Raw genomic sequence first — 15,931 nt, 5'->3', positions numbered from 1 at the left:
AGATTATTTAGTTCACCTTAGCCCCATAACATCTTGCTACTGCAACTGCCTGCGCTATATCTAATTTCACATTTTTTAAATCAAAACTTGTAAAATCAATTCTATCAACTACCGCCCCTTTTAAATCTGCACCACTAAGTTTCGCCTTACCTAATTGTGCACCTGTTAAATCTGCTTCACGTAAATCTGCTTTTTCTAAATTACATTCATATAGGTCAGCTTCAATTAAACGTATACCCTTTAACATTTGTTTACTTAAGTTCGCGAACCTTAAATTCGTATATGACCAATCGCCCGATATTATAGTTATTCCATCTAAATTCGCTTCTTCAAAATCAGAGCCAGTCATTTTACATTCTTCAAACTTCGATACGAATAAATTCACACCAACAAACTTACAATTCGCAAATGTAGTTCCTTGATGGATAGAAGCGTTAAATAGAGCACCGGTAAAATCACATTCTATAAAATTACAATTTTCAGTAGAAACTTCCGATGCATCTATCCCTCTAAAACGGCATTTTATGAAAGTACAATTTTTCAATTCCTCTTCTTTAATCAAAACATCTTGAAAATCTATTTCTATATACTCTTTATTTACAAATTCACTCATAACTATTCCTCCGTCTCCTTAAAGAAACCTCACTTGAAAAAAGTGAGGTTTCTTCTCATACAATATGTCCATCTAACCAAGAAATCAAATCTTGAAATACTTCATCTCGATTTACTTCATGGAACATTTCATGTCTTCCATTTTCATATAGACGCAATGTTACATCTTTCACGCCACATTTTTTATAATTTTCATATACTTCTTTTACACCTTTCCCCATATCCCCAACAGGATCACGATTTCCTGAAAAAATATGTATTGGAAGGTTTTTCGGTGTTTTCTTAAACTCTTCTAGTTTATTTACTTCTAATACCCCAGAAAATAATTCACGATAAAAACTTGTTGTACAAATAAATCCACATAAAGGATCCGCAATATATTTATCAACTTGATTATTATCTGAAGATAACCAATCAAATTTCGTACGATTTGGTTTAAAGTGCGAATTGAAATTTCCGAAAGATAAAAAGTTTAGCATCGGACTTTTCGTTTTTGCCCCGCGTAGTTTCATCTCGATTGTCGCTACTTTATGACCAATGACTCCTAAGAATCCCGGGTTCCCACCAGTTCCTGAAATAAGGAATCCATCATATAATCCACCTTTAAGTTGTACAGCACGTCTTGATAAAAAAGAACCCATACTATGTCCAAGTAAAAACAACGGGCATGTCTGCTCTTTTCTTATCGTTTCTGATACAAAAATAACATCAGACACAGCCTCATTCCAACCTACATTTGGTTCAAAATGACCATAATCTTCTTCTCTTTTCACTGTTTTCCCATGACCTTTATGATCATGCGCATAAACACCATACCCTGCTTCTAATAAAGCAGCAATAAAGTCTGTATAAACACCTGCATGTTCTGTCATACCATGTGCAATTTGAATAATCCCTCGCGGATCTCTTTCTGGTAGCCACTTACGTAAATAAATTTCCGATCCATCCAATGCCGTAACGAAACTTTCCTGTACGTTCATTTCGTCAGCCCCCAACTCTATTATGTATATCAAAAAATGAATATCCATTCATTATTCTTATTATGTATTATATGCAATTGCTTTCATTATGACAAATACTGCACTTTTCCAATTAGCTCTATAACTATTATGTTGACGAATTTAAAATAAAATTATATAGTAACTTACATAAAGTAATTATTATATTTTTGGGAGGTTTCTATTATGATGCCATCATTATTTTTAGCACACGGATCACCGATGCTTGCTATTCAAGATACAGAATATACAAGTTTTTTAAAAACACTTGGAGAAACATATAAACCGAAAGCAATTGTTATTTTTACTGCTCACTGGGAAAGTGAAGTATTAACGATTTCCTCATCAGATAACGAATATGAAACAATTTATGATTTTGGAGGTTTTCCTCCTGAGTTATATGAAATTAAATATCGTGCGAAAGGCTCTTCTAACATTGCATCTATGTTAGAAACAAAATTTAAAAACAAAGGTATTCCAGTCCATCATAATATGACGAGAGGTTTAGATCATGGCTCATGGACACTCTTGCACCGCATGTATCCAGAAGCAAATATTCCTGTCGTCCAAATATCAGTCAATCCATTCCTTCCTGCAAAAGAACAATTTGAAATTGGAGAAGCACTAAAAGGACTTGGGCAAGAAGATATTTTAGTAATCGGGAGCGGTGTTACCGTTCATAATTTACGAGCTTTAAAATGGAATCAAACGACACCCGAACAATGGGCAATTGAGTTTGATGATTGGATTATTAAACATATGCAGACTACTGATAAAGATGCATTATTTAATTGGGAGAAAAATGCCCCTCATGCACAACTAGCAGTACCAAGAGCAGAGCATTTTGTTCCTTTATTTATCGCTATGGGAAGTGGCGATAATAACGGTGAAGTCATTCACCGTAGTTACGAGCTTGGTACATTAAGCTATCTTTGTCTCCAATTTTAAAGAAAAGGATGAAGCAATCGTTGCTTCATCCTTTTTCTTTTTCATTCACTTAGTTAACTAACTTCCAAATGTCGTTTCTCTGATACCTCTTCGTTCTTATTGTGAAAATAAACCCAAATGCACGCAATAAATAATAGTGATGAAGTAGAAAAGAAAACATATTGGAAGCCCGCATGTGCTGCAATTTGTCCACCAAGTACTGGTCCAATCATATTTCCTAAAAACTGAAACGATTGATTATACCCAAATATTCTTCCCGTTACATGGGTTGGTGTATGTTGTTTTAGTAGAGTTTGTACGGAAGGTAATAGTCCTGCTTGTGCAATACCTAATAAAAAGCGAAGAATTAATAGTTGCCAAGCTGAGGTTACAAATGCTTGCGGAATAAAAATAATTCCTGCAGCAAACAACGCTACAACTAACGTTTTTTGAGGACCGATATGATCTGATAATCTACCTAACTTAGGAGCTGCCATAATAATCGCTAAACCTGTCGCAGACATGACTGCGCCTGCAATCATTTCAATATGAGCTGTTCCTGGGCCTTCTAAATTCTTTACATACAATGTAATAATAGGTTGAATTGACATGTTCGCAAGTTGAATAATAAATGTTGTTACAAATAAACTAATAATTAAATGCTTTGCTGGAACCATCGTCCATACTTTTTTCTGTTGTACTTTTTTTGCTTGAGCGGAGTGATTCTCTTCATGTAGGAAGAAAAAAACGATGAGAAAAGAAAGGAATAAAAAAGCTCCTGTAACAAGAAAAACATGGCGCATTCCAATTAACTCAGACAAATAACCACCAAGTAATGGGCCAAGTAAAGAACCGCTCACGCCACCTGTTGAAATTGTGGAGATTGCCCAACCTGAATGTTCTTTCGGAGTTTCTGCTGCAATAAATGTCATCGCCGTTGAAAGGAAACCAGATACTGCTCCCATTAAAAATCTTAGTGCTACTAATTGATACACATCCGTTACAAATCCCATAAGCGTCATAATAATCGCCATACCTAGGCTCGCACGAATAAGCATCAATTTCCGTCCATGTATATCACCCAGCTTTCCCCATATTGGTGATACGATCGCACCCATTAAAAATGTTATACCAAATGCAAGTCCCGACCACTGTGCAATACTAGAAGTGCCAGTTACTCCTAATTCCTCAATATAAAAAGATAAAAAAGGAATTACTAAACTCATACCGGCTGCAGTGGTAAAACAACCTAGCCAACAAATCATTAAATTTCGTTTCCAGCTGGCCATTTTCACACCTTCTTTCTTTAGATACCCATTCTACACCCTTTCTTGTAAAAAGTTTAGTAATTTGCTTTATTTGTAAGATTTACTACAAAACCCGCTATTTTCTAGTAAAAACCACTACATCTTTACATTATTTTCATAAAAAAACCAACTCCCCTATATGGAGTTGGTTACTTATTCTCTAACGGTATTAAACGCGCATCACAATTTCGCTCATAAAACTCAATCGGACCTGCTTGTCCAATAATTACGTATTCATATCCTTCTTGCTTCATACTATGTAAACAACGATGTAACAATTGCTTCCCTACACCTTTCACTCGATTTTGTTTCGCTGTGCCCATTGGACCAAACAATCCCTTCTTTCCTCTCACTACATCATAACAAGCGAAGCCTACTATCGCTTCTTCTTGTTCTGCTATATAAATAGGTAAATTATCTTTATATGTACGAAATCCATACGCTATCGAATGCAGCCAACGTTCACCAAATTCCGCCTCAACAAAACTTGCTAATTTTTCGAAATCAGAAGAGCTAGCCTTTCTAACAGTACAAGTTAAATCATTATAAGTAGGAACAAAACATTTTAGATCAACCGCTAAATCTCTTGGCTCAGCTATAATACGTAATATATCTCTTTGTATTTGTGCATTTTCAATAAACGTATTTACACGAAATAGTGCATATATAACATGCCCTTCATTCATTATTACTTGCTGAAAACGTTCCATACGTTTCTTCGCTATTTGTAAAATTTCTAGCACCTTATAAGATACCTTATATTGTCCTATTTTTTTATACTCTTGATCCGTTAAATCGTATTGTTTTCGTAATGAAAGTTTTTCTAAAAAATCCGTACCCACGTTACGAAACAAATACATATACAACTCGCTGCAAACTCCAGCACCTTCTTTACACATGCCTATAAGCAGATGAGCTGGTTGAATGATATTACTTTCTGCCTCTTCTGCTGCAATCTTCAATATGTTATGAACACGTTTTGTAAATTTATACTCCTCCATATGTATCTCCACCCCCTATTACTTTACTATTAAACCGTAACCATAAATAAGTGAAACAATTATTCCAACTACCAATATACCTGGCAGTAAATTTGCCACTTTAATTTTAATAATACCAAGTAAGTTCAATCCAATAGCGGCTATCATAATACCACCTGTAGCTGTCATTTCCACTATAAATTGATTCATTAATTCTTTCGGGACCAAACTATTAATTTGTGTTGCAAAAACCGCAATCCCTCCTTCGTATAAAATAACTGGAATCGCCGAAAATACTACACCAATTCCTAAAGTTGTCGTTAATATAATAGAAATAAATCCATCGATAATCGCCTTTGTAAATAAAATATCATGATTGCCGCGAATCCCGCTGTCGAGTGCACCAAGTATCCCCATCGCACCAATTGCAAAAATTAAAGTAGCTGTTACAAAACCTTCTGATATGCTCCCTTTCCCTTTCGATCCAACTTTATTTTCTAGCCAATCTCCTAACTGTTTTAATTTCCCCTCTAATTGTAGCCATTCCCCGATGACGGTACCAATAACTAAACTTAGTATGACAACAAGAAAATTTTCACTTTTCAATGCCATTTGAAGTCCAAGCACAGTAACCGCTAAACCGATTGCATGCATAATTGTTCCCTTCATACTTTCTGGAATTCTACTAAATAATTTACCTAGTAAAGTACCAAATATAATACAAACCCCATTTACAACTGCTCCTAATATAACCATTTCTCATTCTTCACCCTTCGAATTCTTTATTTCTATATTTTGGTTTATACATTGATTTACAGGTTATCTATATGTTAACTTAATATTGAGAATATTAACAAATGTTTTTCACTACATAAACCGCAATTTTTTGTAGTTATACATAAAGTGAAACTTTAACTAGCGCGAGTTTTACTGCCCACAAATTGCGGTATAAACTCAAAAGGGACGGTATTTATGAAAACTTTACTAAAACGATTTCTGTTAATAGCCTTTTGCATTACACCAATTGTTTTATTAATTAACTACTCTTTTACTTCAAAAGCGAAAGACAAACCCGATTTGCAAAACAAATCTAGTAAAACCGCTTCAACAAGTGAAAAGAAAATAGAAGATCAGGAAATTACACTCACCTTCTCTGGTGATACTATGTTCGATTGGCAATTACGTCCTGTAATCGAAAAAAACGGGGCTGATTATCCATTCCAACATGTAAAAGAAGAAATAACAAAAGCTGATATTTCTTTCGTTAATTTAGAGTCAGCATTTACAACGAGAGAAAAAAAAGCACCTGGGCAACTATTTTGGATTAAAAGTGATCCATCCACACTACAAGCTATAAAAAACACTGGATATGACATCGTAAATATCGGGAATAACCATACACTTGATTATGGGCAAGATGGATTATTAGACACGATTTCTCACGTAGAAAAATTAAAGTTCCCATACATTGGAGCCGGAAAGAATGAAAAGGATGCCTATACCGCACGAGAAATGACTGTAAAAGGGAAAAAGTTCAAATTTCTTTCCTTCGTTCGATTTATGCCTGATACGAATTGGGTAGCTCGTGACAATAAACCTGGTGTTGCAAACGGATATGATTTAAATCTTGTAACAAAAACAATTAAAGAGCAAAAGAAAGATGCAGACTATTTAATCGTCTATATGCATTGGGGCGTTGAAAAATCAAATCGTCCGGTAGAATACCAAAAACAATATGTACCTAAAATGGTTGAAGCAGGAGCTGACGCGATTGTCGGGAGTCACCCGCATTGGTTACAAGGATTTGAGTATTATAATAAAGTTCCTATCGCTTACTCATTAGGAAACTTTTTATTCCCAAGTTATGTGAGCGGGAAAAGCGCCGAAACTGGCGTATTAACTTTAACTTTTAAAGGAAAGGATGTCCAAATGTCATTCAATCCTTACATCATTCGCAACAACCAAGTTTCCCCTGTAAATGAGGAAGAAAAGAAAAAAGCTCTACAATATTTACAAACGATTTCAACTGACGTAGAAATTGATGAAGCAGGGGAAATAAAAAATAAACGCAACTAGACAGCGCAAGATAAATTTCTCTGTAACATACATTAGAGGATAGGTGATGAATATGCTAAAAGACTTATTAGAAAATATAAACCTCTTAGAAAACATCTATAAAATGTCTATAGCAATCCTACTTTTATGTTCCTTTTATTCTGTGAGACTATTTAAAAAAATAAAGCGAGAGCGAAATCTTACTCCCTTTGAATTTACAATGTATGTAATTATTCGCATTGCGATATTTTTTTGGTTAGCTAGCTTTATTCTTCTTGAATTTAATGAGTATCTAGTTTAACTTTAAAAAAGATAGAACAAGCATTATATTTCCCCGCTTGTATCTATCTTTTTTATTTGGGTGCTAACTCTTTCCTTCTATTAAATAAGTAAATTAAACAAAACAGGATTTTTATTAAGCTCCATAAATTGAATATTATTTTCTTTAAAACGAGTAATTAATTGCTCATAATCCTCTTTATGTTTTAACTCTACTCCGACTAGTGCTGGGCCATTTTCTTTATTATGCTTCTTAATATACTCAAAGCGCGTAATATCATCTTCTGGCCCTAACCCTTTATCAAGAAATTCTCTTAGCGCACCTGAACGCTGCGGGAATTCAATGATAAAATAATGCTTTAACCCTTCGTAAATGAGCGAACGTTCTTTCATTTCTTGCATTCTATCAATATCATTATTTCCACCACTTAGCGTACATACAACTGTTTTACCTTTTATTTCATCTCTATATAAATCAAGCGCTGCAATAGATAGTGCACCAGCCGGTTCAGCTACAATTGCATTTTTCTTATACAGTTCTAAAATCGTCGTACAAACCTTTCCTTCTGGTACTAAAACAATATCATCAATTACATCTTTACAAGTTTCAAATGTTAACTTCCCTACCTTTTTAACAGCTGCCCCATCAACAAAACTATCTATTTTCTCCAATGCGACATTTTCATTTTGAAGAAAAGCCTCTTTCATAGATGCAGCTCCCATTGGCTCTACACCAATGATCTTTGTAGCAGGACTAACACCTTTAACATATGTACCAACACCTGATGCTAATCCACCACCGCCGATTGCTGTAAAGATATAATCAACTGGTTTCTCCATATCATGCATAATTTCAACTGCCACTGTTCCTTGACCAGCAATAACATACGAATCATCGAACGGATGAACAAACGTCATTCTATTATCCTCACAATAGCGCTGCGCTTCTTGGAAAGAGCTATCAAATGTATCACCAACTAATACAATTTCTGCAAAATCACCACCGAAAAATTGTACTTGCGATACTTTTTGTTTAGGCGTCGTTGTTGGCATGAAGATTTTTGACGGAATCTTCAATAAATTGCACGTATAAGCAACTCCTTGTGCATGATTACCTGCACTTGCACAAACAACACCGTTTTGTAATTGTTCTTTCGATAAACTTTGAATTAAATTGTACGCACCACGGATTTTGAAAGAGCGAATTAATTGTAAGTCTTCTCTTTTTACATAAACGTCACAATCATATTTCTCAGATAAAACTGTATCACGTTGTAACGGTGTTTTAATAACGATATCTTTCATGCAATTATGAGCCATTAAGATATCTTCAATTTTCACTCTCTCCTTTACCTTCTGCACCATTTCATATCATCCTTATCTCTTTTAAATTGGCTCAATCAAAATTCGGGATTTTTAGAACTGCACCTGTATTCGCCGATGTTACCATCTGTGCATAACGTCCAAGCCAGCCAGTTTTCACTTTCGGTTCTGGTCGTTTCCATTCTTTTTTACGCTTATCTAATTCTTCATCACTAACTCTTACTTCTAACAATCTTTCCTCAACATCGATACAAACGATATCCCCTTGCTTGAGAAGTGCAATCGTTCCGCCCGCAGCTGCTTCTGGCGAAATATGCCCTACCGAAATACCACGTGAAGCTCCAGAAAAACGACCATCCGTTAATAGCGCAACATCTGCACCTAATCCCATACCAGCAATCGCTGATGTTGGTGCTAACATTTCCGGCATACCAGGGCCGCCTCTTGGTCCTTCATAGCGAATAACAACTACATCGCCTTTCTTAACCTTTCCAAGCATAATGCCCGCAAGCGCCTCATCTTGTGAATTAAAAATAACGCAAGGTCCTTCAAATCGTTTTACTTCTGTTGCCCCACTTTTAATAACTGCCCCATCTTTCGCAAGGTTTCCTTTTAATATACGTAATCCCCCTTCTTCACTATGAGGGTTTTCGAGAGAATGAATAACTTCCTTATCTTTAATCTCTGCATGAGCAATGTTTTCTCTTAACGTCTGCCCAGTAGCCGTTATTCGGTCTAGATGAAGTACCCCTTCTTTTCGGCTCATCTCTTTCAAAATTGCACTAATCCCGCCCGCTCGATCAATATCTTCCATATGCCAATTGGAAGCAGGGCTTACTTTACATAAATGTGGTACACGTCTTGAAACGGCATCAATGCGGTTCATATCGTAATCTAATCCAGCCTCTTGCGCGAGCGCCAATGTGTGCAACACTGTATTTGTTGAACCGCCCATCGCCATATCAAGTGCGAACGCATCATCAATTGCTTCTTCCGTTACAATGTCTCGCGGTTTAATATCTCTTTCAATTAAAATCTTTAATTTCTCTGCTGCTTGTTTAATTAATTCTTCGCGTCTTGGATCGATGGCTAAAATACTTCCGTTACCCGGAAGAGCTAAACCTAATACTTCACATAAACAGTTCATAGAGTTCGCTGTAAACATACCGGAACAAGAACCACAAGATGGACAGCCATGATCTTCAATATCCTTTAATTCTTCTTCTGAAATTTTACCAGATTGATAAGCTCCTACTCCTTCAAAAACAGAACTTAAATCGACAACTTCTCCTTTAGATGTTTTTCCAGCCGCCATCGGACCACCTGAAACGAATACAGTTGGAATGTTAATACGAAGTGCAGCCATCATCATACCGGGTGTGATTTTGTCACAGTTTGGAATACAAATCATACCATCAAACCAATGTGCATTTACAACCGTTTCTACTGAATCTGCTATGATTTCACGACTCGGAAGCGAATAACGCATACCGATATGCCCCATCGCAATACCGTCATCTACTCCAATTGTATTAAATTCAAATGGAACCATACCTGCTGCACGCACTGCTTCTTTAACAAGTTTCCCAAACTCATTTAAGTGCTTATGACCTGGAATAATTTCAATAAAAGAATTACAGATAGCTATAAACGGTTTATCAAAATCTTCATCTTTCAAACCAGTTGCTTTTAATAAACTACGGTGCGGCGCTTTATCAAAACCTTTTTTAATCATGTCACTTCTCATCTTGTCAAATCCCCTCTTACGTATTTTTCACTTATAATCTCTTATTCTATTTCTTTACTAATTCTTTCGGTGCGTGAATCCAGCTCATCATTTCACGAAGCTCTGCTCCTACTTTTTCTAACTGATGATTTTGTTCTGCTTTTTTCATCGCATTATACGTTGGTCGCCCAGCTTGATTTTCTAAAATCCACTTCTTCGCGAATTCACCTTGCTGAATTTCTGTAAGTACTCGTTTCATTTCTTTCTTCGTTTCATCTGTAACAATTCTCGACCCTGTTACATAATCTCCGAACTCTGCCGTATCGGAAATAGAATGGCGCATGTTCGTTAAACCACCTTCGTACATTAAATCAACAATTAACTTTAATTCATGTAAACATTCAAAGTATGCAATTTCAGGACGATATCCGCCTTCTGTTAATGTTTCAAAACCAGCTTTCACAAGTGCCGTTACCCCGCCGCAAAGCACTGCTTGCTCACCGAATAAATCCGTCTCTGTTTCTTCTTGGAATGTCGTTTCAATTACGCCTGCACGTGTACAGCCTACACCTTTTGCATACGCAAGAGCTAAACTTAATGCTGTTCCTGTTGCATCTTGATGTACTGCTACTAATGCCGGAACACCATTTCCTTCTTGAAATACACGCCGAACGAGATGACCTGGACTTTTTGGCGCGACCATCGCTACATCTACGTAACTTGGCGGGTTAATTTGTCCGAAGTGAATATTAAATCCATGTGAGAAAAGTAACATTTGTCCTTCACGGAGATTCTCTTCTACTTCTACTTTATACACATGTGCTTGCTGTTCATCTGGCAATAGCATTTGTACAACTTGCGCGGTTCGAACAGCTTCTGAAACAGACATTACTTCAAATCCATCTGCTTTTGCTACTTCAAAAGACTTACCAGGCCGAACACCAACTACAACTTCCACACCAGAATTACGTAAATTTTGTGCCTGCGCATGACCTTGAGATCCATAACCAATTACCGCAATTGTTTTCCCTTGTAATAACTCTAAATTTGCATCTTTCTCATAATACGTTTTCATATTCCATACACTCCCTATAATTTATTTACTTGCAGTACATCAATTAATTTTTTCAACTGATCAACAAGTAATGTCGCTTCATTTTCAGTACAAACTGCTGTGAGTTTCATTTCAGAAACACCACTAGTATCTCTTTCGTTTAAATGTAAAGAAGAAATATAATAACCACGCCGAGCAAAAATCCCACTTATACGTAATAAGACGCTTGGCTCGTTATGAATAATGAGTGAAAAAGTATGGCTCATTCTTCCCACCTCTTCATAATCATTTCGTTATTCCCTTTGTTTGGCGGAACCATTGGAAATACGTTTTCACCTTCTTCTACACAAAAATCAACTACGACAGGACCTTCATGAGCAATTGCTTCTAACATCACTTGTTTCGCCTCGGTTGAATTCGTCGCTCTTAATCCCTTCACTCCATAAGCTTCTGCCACTTTCACAAAATCTGGCGATCCGATTTTTGACTCTGATAAACGATTTTCATAAAACATTTCTTGCCATTGCCTTACCATCCCTAAAAATTTGTTATTTATAATAAATACTTTTACAGGAATATTATTTTCAGCAATTGTTTGTAGTTCTTGAATGTTCATTTGAAAAGAAGCATCGCCTGCAATACAAATGACGAGTTCTTCTTCTTTTGCAAGCTGAGCACCAATTGCCGCCGGGAAACCAAACCCCATCGTTCCTAGTCCGCCAGATGTTAGAAAAGTCCGTGGGTTTTTCGCTTTATAAAAATGCGCAGCCCACATTTGATGTTGTCCTACTTCTGTCGTAACAATCGCTTCACCGTTCGTTAATTCACTTACTAGGCTAATAACATGCTGTGGTTTCAACTCACATTCTTTTTGATTGTAAGAAAGAGGATATTCCTCTTTCCACTCCTCGATTTTCGTAAGCCATTCTTTTGTTTGTGTATTAATCGGCATATGTAACAACATGTGTAACGCTTTTTTCACATCTCCAACAATCGGATATTCCACAGTTACATTTTTATGGAACTCCGCAGGATCTATATCAATATGTACCTTTTTCGAATGCGGAGAAAAGAGTTCTAATTTTCCTGTTACACGATCATCGAAGCGAACACCTAACGCAAGTAATAAATCACATTCTGTTACTGCCATATTTGCAGCGTACGTTCCATGCATGCCGAGCATTCCTAAAAATAACGAATCTCCCGGCGGATATGCACCTATTCCCATTAAAGTGGAAACGACAGGAATACGATTCTCCCTCGCAAACTGGATGAGTTCATCTGATCCACCTGCATGAATGACACCTCCGCCGATATAAAGAAGTGGGCGTTTTGCTTTTGAAATTTCTTTAGCCACCTCTCTAAGCTTCCTACTGTCTGGCATAGGCTCTATTTTGTATCCTGGAATCTCAATTACTTCATTATAAAAATTTGTTACATTTTCATTTTGAACATCTTTTGGAATATCAATTAATACTGGTCCCGGTCGCCCGCTTTCGGCGATATAAAAAGCTTCTTGTACAATACGTGATAAATGATTCACATCACGAACTTGGTAATTATGCTTCGTAACAGGTACTGTAATCCCGATAACATCTGCTTCTTGAAATCCGTCTTTTCCGATGAGAGGTTTTGCAACTTGCCCTGTAATAACAACTAAAGGAATCGAATCCATATAAGCATCTGCTAAACCCGTAACTAAATTTGTCGCCCCTGGTCCAGAGGTAGCAAAGACCACCCCGACATTTCCAGAAGCTCTCGCATACCCTTCTGCCGCATGAATGGCAGCTTGTTCATGACGAGTTAAAACGTGCTTCAAACCACTTCCGTATAACGCATCGTATACTGGCAAAATCGCTCCGCCCGGATAACCGAAAACAGTCGTTACACCTAAATTTTTCAAACATTGAATAACGTGTCCGGCACCTGTCACATTTTCACACTGTAATTTCTCACATGTTGTATGCTGCTCCATTTTAATTAACTCCTCTCCCTATCTACAGTAAGCTCTCCGCCAGTCCTGGAACACGTACCCCTCTTTCTCTCGTTAACTTTTTAAATTCCTCTGTCAATTGTTTCGTTACACTTCCCGGTCTCCCATCTCCTATTTCTCTTGAATCAACTTTTACAACCGGAATTAATTCTGCTGCCGTTCCTGTTAAAAACACTTCATCAGCTACATATACGTCATGACGAGTAAACGGTCTTTCCTCACACCGAATATTAAGTCGCTCACATAGCTCGATAACACTATTTCTCGTAATACCTTCTAGCGCTCCTAAATAAGAAGGAGGTGTTAACACTTTTCCATCTTTCACAACGAAAACATTATCTCCAGATCCTTCACAAACATATCCTTGTTGATTTAACATAAGTGCCTCTAGCACTCCTGCTTGCGCCGCTTCAATTTTTACAAGTACGTTATTTAAGTAGTTCATTGACTTAATGCGTGGATCTAGTGCATCTGGCGTATTACGTCTTGATGCAACAGATACAACGCTTAATCCATTATCGTAAAATTCCTGAGGGAATAACTTTAATTGTTCTGCAATGATAATAACGCTCGGTTTCACACAACTTCTAGGGTCGAGCCCTAAGTCACCTTTTCCTCGTGAAACAATTAAACGAATGTAAGCATCCGCATACTCATTTTTTTGCAACGTTTGTAAAACCGCTTCTTCCATTTCTTCAACCGTCAATGGGATTGTAAGTAAAATAGATTTTGCCGATTCATATAATCGTTTTACATGTTCTTTTAAACAAAATACATTTCCACCGTAACTACGAATTCCTTCAAATACACCGTCTCCGTATAAAAAACCGTGATCATATACTGAAACAACTGCCTTTTCCTTTTCTACAAATTCCCCATTCATATAAATGTACTGGTTTCCCATCTCACATCGCTCCTCTTTTTTTCTCTCTATTTTTGCAATCTATTTCTATATCGATTGCTGAGATGAGTATTTTTAACAGAATATTCAGTATATAAACCTTAAAAATATACTCGTCTCAACAATCGATTACATACATACTTGTAGCAATCCATTGCTGAGACGAGGGAATCGTGGTACCACTCAGCTTCCTTACACTTCTCACGAAATATAAGCTCTGCAAGTCCAATTAGACTTTTGTTTTTCTATCGGAAACAACTCCGCTACTTTTTACTAGTTTCAAAAGTAGTGCTCCGAGGTGATCTTCAATGATGAAATTGTTACCGCCCTCACAGCTTCTAGGCGGCTCTCTGAAACAATTTTTATCATTTACTCTCCTCTTCTACGCATTCTCTTATTCGATTTTTTAAAATAAAAACTCTCGCCTCAGCAATCAACTACTACAATTTAGTAGCTTTGATTGCTGAGGCGAGAGTTTCGCGGTACCACTCAGCTTCCTTATACTTCTCGCGAAATATAAGCTTTGTAGGTCCAATTAGACCCCCGTCCTTTTATCGGAGACGATGCCGTCGCCCTCTACTCAGTTTCCCTTTCGCAAGCGATGCTCCGAGGTGATCTTCAATGATTCGATTGTTACTACTCTCACAGCCTAGGAGCAGCTCTCTGAAACGATCATAACCATCTACTTTCCTCTTCTTTGCATATGTAACATATGAAGTTGGAAAATTCTTAATTAACTTTTATTTGTTAAACGTATTATAGGACGTTGTTCTTTTCATTGTCAACATGTTTTTCCGAAAAAAAATAAAATTCAATCAATTCAAGAGAAGTTTATTTATTTTTTCTCAAAACAAAATCGGAATGAACTTCTTACACATACTCATATATTACTTAAGTATGTTCGCATTACTACATAAAGAAAAACAACTTAATAACATATAAAATTTTTTGAGGAGATGAGAAAACTATGTTAAAAGGAAAAGTGGCATTAGTTACAGGAGCAAGCCGAGGAATTGGACGTGCTATTGCAAAACGTTTAGCAAACGACGGTGCATTAGTTGCTATTCATTACGGAAATCGAAAAGAAGATGCTGAAGAAACTGTTTATGAAATTCAATCAAATGGCGGATCTGCTTTTTCTATCGGTGCAAACCTTGAATCTTTACATGGTGTAGAAACCCTTTATAGTTCTTTAGATAACGAATTACAAAAAAGAACTGGTAGTACTAAATTCGATATTTTAATAAACAACGCTGGAATTGGTCCTGGTGCTTTTATTGAAGAAACGACTGAACAATTTTTTGATAGAATGGTTTCAGTAAATGCAAAAGCACCATTCTTTATCATCCAACAAGCTCTATCTCGTTTACGTGACAATAGCCGAATTATTAATATTTCATCCGCTGCCACTCGTATTTCTTTACCTGATTTCGTTGCATATAGTATGACGAAAGGCGCTATTAATACGATGACTTTCACACTAGCAAAACAGCTCGGAGCACGAGGAATAACAGTGAATGCAATACTTCCTGGATTTATTAAAACAGATATGAATGCGGAACTCTTGAGCGACCCAATGATGAAACAGTACGCTACTACCATTTCCGCTTTTAATCGCTTAGGTGAAGTAGAAGATATTGCCGATACCGCGGCATTTCTCGCTTCTCCAGACAGCCGCTGGGTTACTGGACAATTAATTGATGTGAGCGGAGGATCTTGTTTGTAATTTCTTAATCTACTTACGCAAAAAAAGGCCAGCACTTTTGCTGGCCTTTT

General features: G+C 36.7%; 15 protein-coding genes and 2 other annotated features. Of the genes, 4 read left to right on the top strand and 11 right to left on the bottom strand.

What is annotated here, in order from left to right; translation table 11 throughout:
* Positions 1 to 7: 7 nt before the first annotated feature.
* Positions 8 to 613 (bottom strand): pentapeptide repeat-containing protein, encoded by a 606-nt coding sequence (locus NHG49_RS09535; RefSeq protein ID WP_048561151.1) that lies wholly within the window; start codon positions 611 to 613, stop codon positions 8 to 10.
* A gap of 55 nt (positions 614 to 668) precedes the next feature.
* Positions 669 to 1,592: an alpha/beta hydrolase gene (locus tag NHG49_RS09530; protein WP_001102603.1), complete on the bottom strand. Its 924-nt coding sequence runs from the start codon at positions 1,590 to 1,592 to the stop codon at positions 669 to 671.
* Positions 1,593 to 1,796: 204 nt separating this feature from the next.
* Between NHG49_RS09530 and NHG49_RS09525 the strand changes: the two genes are divergently transcribed.
* Positions 1,797 to 2,558 carry a DODA-type extradiol aromatic ring-opening family dioxygenase gene (locus tag NHG49_RS09525; protein WP_000982936.1) on the top strand — a complete coding sequence of 254 codons (762 nt, stop codon included), beginning with the start codon at positions 1,797 to 1,799 and terminating at the stop codon, positions 2,556 to 2,558.
* A gap of 53 nt (positions 2,559 to 2,611) precedes the next feature.
* Here NHG49_RS09525 and NHG49_RS09520 read toward each other — a convergent pair whose 3' ends face one another.
* The 3 genes from NHG49_RS09520 to NHG49_RS09510 all read right to left on the bottom strand — a co-directional run bounded on the left by NHG49_RS09520 (position 2,612) and on the right by NHG49_RS09510 (position 5,580).
* Positions 2,612 to 3,826: a multidrug efflux MFS transporter gene (locus NHG49_RS09520; protein ID WP_000179291.1), complete on the bottom strand. Its 1,215-nt coding sequence runs from the start codon at positions 3,824 to 3,826 to the stop codon at positions 2,612 to 2,614.
* A 167-nt stretch (positions 3,827 to 3,993) separates the two neighbouring features.
* Positions 3,994 to 4,845 carry a GNAT family N-acetyltransferase gene (locus NHG49_RS09515; protein ID WP_142289440.1) on the bottom strand — a complete coding sequence of 284 codons (852 nt, stop codon included), beginning with the start codon at positions 4,843 to 4,845 and terminating at the stop codon, positions 3,994 to 3,996.
* Between the two features lie 18 nt (positions 4,846 to 4,863).
* Entirely contained in the window at positions 4,864 to 5,580 is a 717-nt protein-coding gene (locus NHG49_RS09510; protein ID WP_064476426.1) for a DUF554 domain-containing protein, read from the bottom strand.
* 216 nt (positions 5,581 to 5,796) lie between these two features.
* Between NHG49_RS09510 and NHG49_RS09505 the strand changes: the two genes are divergently transcribed.
* Together NHG49_RS09505 and NHG49_RS09500 are read left to right on the top strand one after the other, a co-directional pair.
* Positions 5,797 to 6,900: a CapA family protein gene (locus NHG49_RS09505; protein ID WP_088048513.1), complete on the top strand. Its 1,104-nt coding sequence runs from the start codon at positions 5,797 to 5,799 to the stop codon at positions 6,898 to 6,900.
* Between the two features lie 52 nt (positions 6,901 to 6,952).
* The gene (locus NHG49_RS09500) at positions 6,953 to 7,180 is read left to right on the top strand and encodes a hypothetical protein (protein ID WP_033657814.1); all 228 of its coding nucleotides are present in this window, start codon (positions 6,953 to 6,955) and stop codon (positions 7,178 to 7,180) included.
* Positions 7,181 to 7,260: 80 nt separating this feature from the next.
* Here the strand turns inward: NHG49_RS09500 and ilvA are convergent, their stop codons facing one another.
* The 6 genes from ilvA to ilvE are packed head-to-tail and all read right to left on the bottom strand — an operon-like array spanning position 7,261 to position 14,158.
* Positions 7,261 to 8,523, bottom strand: a complete 1,263-nt coding sequence (gene ilvA / locus NHG49_RS09495; protein WP_088048512.1) for a threonine ammonia-lyase IlvA — start codon at positions 8,521 to 8,523, stop codon at positions 7,261 to 7,263.
* 31 nt (positions 8,524 to 8,554) lie between these two features.
* Complete coding sequence (gene ilvD, locus NHG49_RS09490; protein ID WP_064476429.1) at positions 8,555 to 10,228, bottom strand: dihydroxy-acid dehydratase; 1,674 nt, start codon at positions 10,226 to 10,228, stop codon at positions 8,555 to 8,557.
* A gap of 46 nt (positions 10,229 to 10,274) precedes the next feature.
* Positions 10,275 to 11,282 carry a ketol-acid reductoisomerase gene (gene ilvC, locus NHG49_RS09485; protein ID WP_064476430.1) on the bottom strand — a complete coding sequence of 336 codons (1,008 nt, stop codon included), beginning with the start codon at positions 11,280 to 11,282 and terminating at the stop codon, positions 10,275 to 10,277.
* Positions 11,283 to 11,296: 14 nt separating this feature from the next.
* Positions 11,297 to 11,527 carry an ACT domain-containing protein gene (locus NHG49_RS09480; RefSeq protein WP_064476431.1) on the bottom strand — a complete coding sequence of 77 codons (231 nt, stop codon included), beginning with the start codon at positions 11,525 to 11,527 and terminating at the stop codon, positions 11,297 to 11,299.
* Positions 11,524 to 13,236, bottom strand: coding sequence for an acetolactate synthase large subunit (gene ilvB / locus NHG49_RS09475; RefSeq protein WP_064476432.1), 1,713 nt, complete (start codon positions 13,234 to 13,236; stop codon positions 11,524 to 11,526). Before ilvB ends, NHG49_RS09480 begins: the two co-directional genes overlap by 4 nt.
* A 22-nt stretch (positions 13,237 to 13,258) precedes the next feature.
* Positions 13,259 to 14,158: a branched-chain-amino-acid transaminase gene (gene ilvE, locus NHG49_RS09470; RefSeq protein ID WP_088048511.1), complete on the bottom strand. Its 900-nt coding sequence runs from the start codon at positions 14,156 to 14,158 to the stop codon at positions 13,259 to 13,261.
* A gap of 152 nt (positions 14,159 to 14,310) precedes the next feature.
* Positions 14,311 to 14,549 (bottom strand) — a binding site (T-box leader).
* Between the two features lie 67 nt (positions 14,550 to 14,616).
* Positions 14,617 to 14,862 (bottom strand) — a binding site (T-box leader).
* Positions 14,863 to 15,122: 260 nt separating this feature from the next.
* Here ilvE and NHG49_RS09465 point away from each other — a divergent pair.
* A complete protein-coding gene (locus NHG49_RS09465; RefSeq protein ID WP_064476434.1) occupies positions 15,123 to 15,881 on the top strand; it encodes an SDR family oxidoreductase in 759 nt (252 codons plus the stop codon).
* Positions 15,882 to 15,931 lie beyond the last annotated feature (50 nt).

This window comes from Bacillus sp. IBL03825 (genome assembly GCF_024712505.1).
GTDB classification, from domain to species: domain Bacteria; phylum Bacillota; class Bacilli; order Bacillales; family Bacillaceae_G; genus Bacillus_A; species Bacillus_A wiedmannii.
Note: the sequence above shows the minus strand (reverse complement) of the source record. Positions and strands in the feature narration are given on the sequence as shown.

Excerpts from the sequence above, each read along its gene's own strand:
- NHG49_RS09535 (WP_048561151.1), bottom strand. The coding sequence starts at position 613 with ATGAGTGAATTTGTAAATAAAGAGTATATAGAAATAGATTTTCAAGAT.
- NHG49_RS09530 (WP_001102603.1), bottom strand. The coding sequence starts at position 1,592 with ATGAACGTACAGGAAAGTTTCGTTACGGCATTGGATGGATCGGAAATT.
- NHG49_RS09525 (WP_000982936.1), top strand. The coding sequence starts at position 1,797 with ATGATGCCATCATTATTTTTAGCACACGGATCACCGATGCTTGCTATT.
- NHG49_RS09520 (WP_000179291.1), bottom strand. The coding sequence starts at position 3,826 with ATGGCCAGCTGGAAACGAAATTTAATGATTTGTTGGCTAGGTTGTTTT.
- NHG49_RS09515 (WP_142289440.1), bottom strand. The coding sequence starts at position 4,845 with ATGGAGGAGTATAAATTTACAAAACGTGTTCATAACATATTGAAGATT.
- NHG49_RS09510 (WP_064476426.1), bottom strand. The coding sequence starts at position 5,580 with ATGGTTATATTAGGAGCAGTTGTAAATGGGGTTTGTATTATATTTGGT.
- NHG49_RS09505 (WP_088048513.1), top strand. The coding sequence starts at position 5,797 with ATGAAAACTTTACTAAAACGATTTCTGTTAATAGCCTTTTGCATTACA.
- NHG49_RS09500 (WP_033657814.1), top strand. The coding sequence starts at position 6,953 with ATGCTAAAAGACTTATTAGAAAATATAAACCTCTTAGAAAACATCTAT.
- ilvA (WP_088048512.1), bottom strand. The coding sequence starts at position 8,523 with ATGGTGCAGAAGGTAAAGGAGAGAGTGAAAATTGAAGATATCTTAATG.
- ilvD (WP_064476429.1), bottom strand. The coding sequence starts at position 10,228 with ATGAGAAGTGACATGATTAAAAAAGGTTTTGATAAAGCGCCGCACCGT.
- ilvC (WP_064476430.1), bottom strand. The coding sequence starts at position 11,282 with ATGAAAACGTATTATGAGAAAGATGCAAATTTAGAGTTATTACAAGGG.
- NHG49_RS09480 (WP_064476431.1), bottom strand. The coding sequence starts at position 11,527 with ATGAGCCATACTTTTTCACTCATTATTCATAACGAGCCAAGCGTCTTA.
- ilvB (WP_064476432.1), bottom strand. The coding sequence starts at position 13,236 with ATGGAGCAGCATACAACATGTGAGAAATTACAGTGTGAAAATGTGACA.
- ilvE (WP_088048511.1), bottom strand. The coding sequence starts at position 14,158 with ATGGGAAACCAGTACATTTATATGAATGGGGAATTTGTAGAAAAGGAA.
- NHG49_RS09465 (WP_064476434.1), top strand. The coding sequence starts at position 15,123 with ATGTTAAAAGGAAAAGTGGCATTAGTTACAGGAGCAAGCCGAGGAATT.